At 72.5% G+C, this 7,194-nt stretch carries 5 protein-coding genes; 1 reads left to right on the top strand and 4 read right to left on the bottom strand.

Annotation, left to right across the window (positions count from 1 at the left end; genetic code table 11):
• Nucleotides 1-159 precede the first annotated feature (159 nt).
• From ACFXGA_RS22995 to ACFXGA_RS22985, 3 genes are all read right to left on the bottom strand, one after another.
• Entirely contained in the window at nt 160-1,791 is a 1,632-nt protein-coding gene (locus ACFXGA_RS22995) for a glycine zipper domain-containing protein (RefSeq protein WP_378090889.1), read from the bottom strand.
• 97 nt (nt 1,792-1,888) lie between these two features.
• Nucleotides 1,889-2,626, bottom strand: a complete 738-nt coding sequence (locus tag ACFXGA_RS22990; RefSeq protein ID WP_378090888.1) for a helix-turn-helix domain-containing protein — start codon at nt 2,624-2,626, stop codon at nt 1,889-1,891.
• 74 nt (nt 2,627-2,700) lie between these two features.
• Nucleotides 2,701-3,732, bottom strand: a complete 1,032-nt coding sequence (locus ACFXGA_RS22985; RefSeq protein WP_378090887.1) for a LacI family DNA-binding transcriptional regulator — start codon at nt 3,730-3,732, stop codon at nt 2,701-2,703.
• 200 nt (nt 3,733-3,932) lie between these two features.
• Here ACFXGA_RS22985 and ACFXGA_RS22980 point away from each other — a divergent pair, with 200 nt between their 5' ends.
• Nucleotides 3,933-5,294, top strand: coding sequence for a cellulose binding domain-containing protein (locus ACFXGA_RS22980; RefSeq protein ID WP_378090886.1), 1,362 nt, complete (start codon nt 3,933-3,935; stop codon nt 5,292-5,294).
• A 133-nt stretch (nt 5,295-5,427) separates the two neighbouring features.
• Here ACFXGA_RS22980 and ACFXGA_RS22975 read toward each other — a convergent pair whose 3' ends face one another.
• A complete protein-coding gene (locus ACFXGA_RS22975) occupies nt 5,428-7,125 on the bottom strand; it encodes a cholesterol oxidase substrate-binding domain-containing protein (RefSeq protein WP_378090885.1) in 1,698 nt (565 codons plus the stop codon).
• Between the last annotated feature and the right edge of the window lie 69 nt (nt 7,126-7,194).

The following is a 7,194-nucleotide window of genomic DNA, read 5'->3' as shown; positions in this document are numbered from 1 at the left end:
CGCCGCGTCCCGGGGGGGGGGGGGGCGGCGGAGGGGGCGGGGCGGGGCCGCGCCCGCGCGGCCCCCCCGTCGGGGGCCGGGGGGGCCGGCGGCCCGGCCGTGGTGGTCCGAGCGGGTCGACGGTCGAGTGATCGGGCGGCGCCTTCGAGGTGCGGGGTGCTACTCGACCAGGTGCCAGTCGTAGTCGATCTCGTAGTGCGCCCCGTTCTCCCGCACGGTCAGGGTGCGGACCTCGCCGATGTCCCGGTGCTGCCGGATCAGCCTGGGGTCCGGGACGGTCAGGGTCAGGGGGATCGGGGTGAACACGTCGTTCGCCAGGCCGGCCTTGATCTCGTCGACGATGGCGTCGAAGACCGCCCCGGCGAGCGCGCCGACGGCCGCTCCCACCACCGTGCCGACGCCGGGGACGGCGCTGCCCACGACGGCGCCGACCAACGCGCCGGCGGCCTTCTGCGCGGCGGACACCGCGGCGCTCCTGACCTCGTCCACCACGACGGAGCCGAGTTTCGTGAAGGACTCGTCCACGTCGCCCGCGTCCTCCTCGACGATCAGCAGGGTGGCGGTGAAGGACCTGGGCCAGTCGCCGTTCCGGCGGAGGTCGAAGTCGAGGAGCACGTGCGGGGAGGTGCGCCAGCCGTCCCGGACCCGGTCGTCGGACACGTCGCCGACCCGCGGGGCCGTGACGGGGTCGGCGGTCGGGCGGTGGTCCGGCCCGACGGTGACGGCGGCGGAGTCCAGGCCCACGCCGCCGATCCACACGGTGTCGCCACCCACGTCGTCGGTCGACTCCAACTCGCGGAAGTACCGCAGCCGGAACTGCAACCGGGCCGGCAGCGGGGGTGAGATGAAGAAGAAGCTCTCGTGGATCTTCTGATCCGTGCCCACGTACCCGATGTGCTGCACGTTCTCCGGCGTGGTGTACCACGACGTCGGCGACGTCCCCGGCGCGACGGCCACAGCGCCCTCGCTGGGGGTGTTCTGGAGCCAGCGGTTGTCGCCGCCGATGAAGAAGAAGCACTCGTGCACCTTCTGGTCCAAGCCGACGTACGCGATGTGCTGGACGTTCTCGGGAGTCGTGTACCACGACGTCGGAGACGTCCCCGGCATCACCGGAACACCACCCTCGCTCGGCGTGCCCAGGAACCACCTGTTCTCACCGCCGATGAAGAAGAAGCACTCGTGGACCTTCTGATCCGTACCGACGTACGCGACGTGCTGCACGTTCTCGGGAGTCGTGTACCACGAGGTCGGGGACGTCCCGGGCATGACAAGCGGTCCCCCCTCGCTGAGCGTGCCCAGGAACCACGTGTTCTCCCCGCCGATGAAGTAGAAACACTCGTGGACCTTCTGATCCGTGCCCACGTACGCGACGTGCTGGACGTTCTCCGGCGTGGTGTACCACGACGTCGGCGACGTCCCCGGCATCACCGGCACACCACCCTCACTCGGTGTGTTGAAGAACCACTTGTTCTCACCGCCGATGAAGAAGAAGCACTCGTGCACCTTCTGATCCGTGCCGACATAGGCGATGTGCTGGACGTTCTCGGGCGTCGTGTACCACGACGTGGGCGACGTCCCCGGCATGACCGGAACACCGCCCTCGCTGGGAGTGCTGTGGAACCACTTGTTCTCGCCGCCGATGAAGAAGAAGCACTCGTGGATCTTCTGATCCGTGCCCACATACGCGATGTGCTGGACGTTCTCCGGCGTGGTGTACCACGACGTGGGCGAGGTGCCGGGCATGACCGGAACGCCGCCCTCCCCCGGTGTCCCCTGCAGCCATTGGCTCATGTCGACTCCCCTCGAAGGACGTCCGCGTTCGGCTGTGCGGACGAACGTCGCCGGAGTCTCCGCCGCCGACTCGCGGCCGGGGAAGCGAGCGGTTCGCTCAGCGAACCGACGTGGCCAACCCGAGGTTGCGCGTGATGTCCCGTGCCGCCCGCACGACCAGCTCCGTCAGCCCGGCGGGCAGGACCGGCTTGACGACGAGCGCGCTGACCGCCGCGACCACCTCGCCGGCCGGACCGCGGACCGGCGCCGCCACGCAGCACACGCCCGGCAGGACGTCCTGGTGGTCGACCACGACCGAGGTCCGGCGGAACTCCCTGGCCGCGGACCGCCACTCCTCCTCGCCGAACCCCGGGGGTGGGGGGCCGTCCGCCGCCCGGCTGCCGAGCAGCAGCAACCGACCGGCCGCGCTCCGGACGGGGAACTCGTCGTACGGCCGGATCCGGGGGATCTCCGTGACCGCGCCCCGGGTCGCGGACACCGCCCGGACGCGGTTCTCGCGCAGCACCGTCACCAGGGCGGCGCTCGATCCCCACGCCGACAGCAGCCGGACCGGCTCCCGCGCGGCCCGCTCCAGCACGGGGTGCGGCTGCCAGGCGCCACCGAGCCGCGCCAGGTGCGGCCCGACGAAGTAGCGGCGGTCGTCCCGCTGCACGGCGGCCAGGTCGACCAGCTGCTCCAGCAGGCGGTAGGCGGAGGCCTTCGGCAGTCCCGCGTCCCGGCTCACCTCGGAGAGCCCGGCGCCGGCCGGGGCGCGCGACAGCACGTCGAGCAGCCGGAAGGCGCCCTCCAGCACACCGCGGCCCCGGTCGCCGGCCGGCTCGCCGTCACCGTCCATCGCGTGCTCCGTCCACAGGTGGATACCAGCAGGTTCGCTGCCCGGGCACCTGCTGTTACGGCGCGGGACCCGGTTCAGCCGGTCGGGGTCGGCGGCGCGGCGGTGCTGCCCCGGACGACCAGCTTCGTCGGCAGTTCCAGGCGGTCGTGCTCGATGGCCCGCCCCTCGGCGAGCGCCAGCACGAAGCCGGCGGCCGTGGCCCCCATCTGCGCCAGCGGCTGGTGGACCGTGGTCAGCGGCGGGTCCGACCACTGGGTCATGGGCAGGTCGTCGAACCCGATGACGCTCAGGTCGCGCGGGATCGCCAGGCCGGCGGCGCTGGCGGCGTGGTAGGCGCCCAGCGCCTGGAGGTCGTTCGACGCGAAGATCGCGGTCGGCCGGTCCGGCAGGCTCAGCAGCCCGGCGGCCGCGTCCTTGCCGCCGTCGAAGTACAGCGGGGCCGTGCGGACCAGGTCCGGGTCGTGCGGGATGCCGCCCTCGTCCAACGCGGCGCGGTAGCCGTCCAGGCGGGCGCGGCAGCACAGCAGGTCGTCGGGACCGCGCACCATGCCGATGCGGCGGTGGCCCAGCGCGATCAGGTGACGGGTGGCGACCAGGCCGCCGTTCCAGTTCGCGGCCCCCACCGACGCGATCGGGTGGCTGGGCTCGCCGGTCGGGTCCAGGGCGACGAGCGGGATGCCGCGGCTGTCGAGCTGGGCCAGCTGGTGCTCGGTGAACACCGCCGACACGGCGATCACGCCGACCGGCCGGCGGGCGAGCAGTTGGCGCGCCCACGCGCTCTCCGGGGTGTGGGCGCCGTCCATCTCGGTCAGCGTCACGGCCAGCCCGTGCGGCCGCACGGCGTGCTCGATGCCGCGCACGATCTCCAGTGCCCACGGGCTGTCGAGCGCCTGGAACACCACCTCCACGATGGGCACGGCCTCGGCCTTCTCGACCTTCCGGTACCCGTGCTCGCGGATCAGCTCCTCGATCCGCCGCCGCGTCCCGGTGGAGACGCCGGTCCGCCCGTGGATCACCTTCGACACCGTGGAGGCCGACACGCCGGCCAGCGCGGCGATGTGCGAAACCCCGACCTCACCGCGCTTGCGCACCGTCGTGTCGTCCACGACGACAGCGTATGCCGTGACGTCGTCCGGCCCTCCGAGGCGGGACTGCGAAAATTTCTCTCCCCGGAGAGAACGTTGACGTGCGCGGCTGCGTGCGCCATGGTGTGAAGACCGCCTCGTGCCGTACGTCACAGCCGGTAGAGACGCTGGGAGCGCTCCCAACCCAGGACTACGGAGGGGACACCATGTCACGCAGATCCATGTCAGGGCGCTTCCGAACGGCCACCGCGCTCGTCGCCGCGGGCCTCCTGCTGGGGATGGCCTGGGCCGTCGACACCGGCAGCGCCGCCGCGGACACGTCGACCAAGTACCTCGGGGTGTTCCGCGAGACCGGCCCCACCGAGGTGCCCTCGGGGACGGTCAGCCGCTACGGGGTCGCCCCGGCGAGCGTCCAGTGGTTCGACAGCTGGGCCACCGGCCGCGCCTTCGACGCCGCCGCGGCGCGGACCCTGTGGAGCCAGGGGATCATGACCCACTACACCTGGGAGCCGTGGAACACCGCCCTGGGCGTGGCCGACCCGGCCCAGATCCACCTCCGGGACATCGTCGACGGGAAGTGGGACGCCTACATCCGGGCGCGCGGCGCGGAGTTCGCGTCGGTCGGCGCGCCGATCATGGTGCGCTGGGGGCACGAGTTCAACGGCGACTGGTACCCGTGGGGCATCGTCAACAACGGCGGCGACCCCGCCCTGTACGTCGCCGCCTACCGGCGCGTCCACGACCTGGTGGTCGCCGCGGGGGCGACGAACGTGCAGTGGGTGTGGTGCTTCAACAACGGCTCCACGCCCGACAGCCCCGTCAACGACCCGGCGCGGGCCTACCCCGGTGACGACTACGTCGACTGGGTGGCCATCGACGGCTACAACTGGGGCCTGGCCCCGTCCTGGGACCCTGCCGGCAACCACTGGACGAGCTTCGAGGCCGCGTACTCCAGCCCCTACGCCAAGGCCCGCGCCATCGCGCCGAAGCGCCCGGTGATGATCGCCGAGATCGCGTCCAGCGAGGACGGCGGCGACAAGGCGCGGTGGATCGACGACCTGTCCGCCGCCCTGGACTCCGGGCGCTACCCGGACCTGAAACTGGTCAACTACTTCGACCAGGACAAGGAGGAACTCTGGTCCGGCACGTCGTCGGCGGCCACCCAGGCGGCCTTCACCGCCTGGGTCAACCGGGCGTACATGAGGGGCAAGGGGACCGACCTGGCCAAGGTCGTCGCGCAGTACAAGGGGACGAACCCCACGACGACGACCACCACCACCGCCCCGGCCGGTGCCTGTTCGGCGACCTATCGCACGGTCAACTCCTGGCCCGGCGGGTTCGAAGGCGAGGTCACGGTCGTCGCCGGGACCTCCGGGGTGAGGGGCTGGACGATCCGCTGGACCGCGGTGGCCGGGCAGACGGTCAACCAGGTGTGGAACGGCGCGCTCAGCGTCACCGGGTCGGCGGTGACGGTGAAGAACCTGAACTGGAACGGCACCCTGCCGCCCAACGGCACGGCGAAGTTCGGCTTCCTGGCCGCCGGAACGCCCGCGACGCTCGTGCTGACCTGCGAAAGCCCCTGACGACCACCACCCGCTGACGGCCACGCGCTGGCCCGATGCCGCCCGCCACGTCCGTCCAGGACCCGGCGGGCGGCATGGGCGCGTGCTCCTGCGGGCGCGTCGAGGAGGGCGCGCCGTTCGCCGCGAGGTGTCGTCAGGGCAGCAGCACGTCCAGGAACGGGTTGCTGAACACCCGGTGCGGGTCGTGGGCGTTCAGCGTGGCCAGCGCGGCGTCCCAGCTCGGGTTCGGGCCCTGGCGGTAGCTGTCGGGCACGGTCGAGGTCAGGACGGTCCGGTCGGACCACGCGGCCTGGTCGGTGTAGGCCCAGCCCTTCGACCACTCGGCGCGCGTGGTCGCGTACGCGCCGGTGTAGTGGGTGAAGAAGAACTGCTCCAGCTCCCGGTAGAACGCCGCCGCGCCGGGCGCGGTCGGGAAGGTCAGCACGTCGAACCACACCGCGACGTCCCACTCGGGGTGGTCCTCGCGCGGCCGGACGGCGGACAGGGCCGGGGTCTGCGCGCCGGGCACGCCGACGTGCGACGGGTCGTCCAGTCCGCCGACGCGGATCTCCACCTGGCCGGTCACCGGGTAGAGGCCGCGGTCCCGGTAGGCGTCCAGGAGGGTTCCGTAGTGCGCGGCGAAGTCGCTGACCACGCGTTGCACCTCGGCGCGGCTGGTCAGCACCGCGTACCCGTTCGCGGTCTCCCGCAGGGTGGTCGGCTTGACGTACAGCAGCAGGTTCTTCGACGCGCCCCACAGGTCGGTGGTGAGGGTGGTCGCCAGGCCGGTGGCGGCGGTGGTGTACTGCACCTGGCCGAACGTCGGGGTCAGCGCCCACGCGCCGGTGACGAGCAGGTCGGCGAGGTCGGACACGGGTTTGGGCACGTTGTCGGAGAACACGTAGTTGTACGGCGTGACGACGTGGCGGGAGGTCGCCGGCTTGGTCGGCGCGACGCTCCACGTCTTGAGCCAGGGCCGGTCGGTGAAGGCGAACCAGATCGCCTCCACGCGGCCCGTCTCGTCGAGGAAGCTCGCGAACGTGCGGGTCGCGCCGCTGCCCGGCGGCGCGAACAGCTCGCTCGCCGGGATGTCCACCCGGCTCACGCAGCGCAGGTTCGGGTTCGCGCCCACCCGCAACGTGACCTCGGTCAGGAACGCCCGGCCGACGTGGGTCAGCAGGGCGGCGCACCCGGGGTCGTCGCGCTCGAACGTGCGCAGCCGGTACGCGCCGCCGTCCCAGACCACGGCGGTCAACGAGAGGATCAGGTTGCTCAGCGAGCCGTAGGTGTGGCCGGGCGGGCGGGTCTCGCCGACCGCCGGCACGGACGTGCCGTGGCCGTTGATCGCCAGCACGCCGCCCACGGTCAGGTCGCCGGGCGCGGGGGTGTTGGTCACGCCGAGGCCCGCGTCCTCCAGGAACGCCAACAGGTCGTCCATCGACGCGCCGGTCTGCACCCGCACCGCGTCGGGCAACAGGGTCATGGTGGTGAGGTGCCGGGTGGTGTCGACCAGCACCACGCGGTCCGCGCCGGTGGTGGTCGCGGTGACGGTGAGCGGCGCCCAGCCGTGCCGGAAACCGCGCGGCCGCAGGGAGAAACCCCGGCCGCGTGCCCAGTTGGCGAGCACGACCACGTCCTCCGGGGTGCGCGGGGCGCACGTCCACAGGTCGTCGGTCCGGATCTCCCCCGCCCAGTTCCGGTACGCCTGGCGGTACAGGTCGATGCCCGGCGGGAACGAGGGCGGCGGGTCGGCCGCGGCCTCGCCCGCCGTGACCACGCCGACGGGCAACCACGCGACGGCCGACGCCCCGAGGAAGCGGCGGCGGGAGAAGGCATCGCCTGAGGGGCTCATGGCACCGACGATAAGTCGATCTCGGGCGGACGGCGCGCCGGCCGGGGGAGGTTGGGCCGAACAGCGCAC

Origin of the sequence: Actinosynnema sp. NPDC059335, from assembly GCF_042752395.1 — a bacterium.
Lineage (GTDB): Bacteria > Actinomycetota > Actinomycetes > Mycobacteriales > Pseudonocardiaceae > Actinosynnema.
This window is presented reverse-complemented; position numbering and strand designations above follow the sequence as displayed.

Coding starts and splice junctions, on each gene's coding strand:
- ACFXGA_RS22995 (WP_378090889.1), bottom strand. CDS start 1,791: ATGAGCCAATGGCTGCAGGGGACACCGGGGGAGGGCGGCGTTCCGGTC.
- ACFXGA_RS22975 (WP_378090885.1), bottom strand. CDS start 7,125: ATGAGCCCCTCAGGCGATGCCTTCTCCCGCCGCCGCTTCCTCGGGGCG.
- ACFXGA_RS22980 (WP_378090886.1), top strand. CDS start 3,933: ATGTCAGGGCGCTTCCGAACGGCCACCGCGCTCGTCGCCGCGGGCCTC.
- ACFXGA_RS22990 (WP_378090888.1), bottom strand. CDS start 2,626: ATGGACGGTGACGGCGAGCCGGCCGGCGACCGGGGCCGCGGTGTGCTG.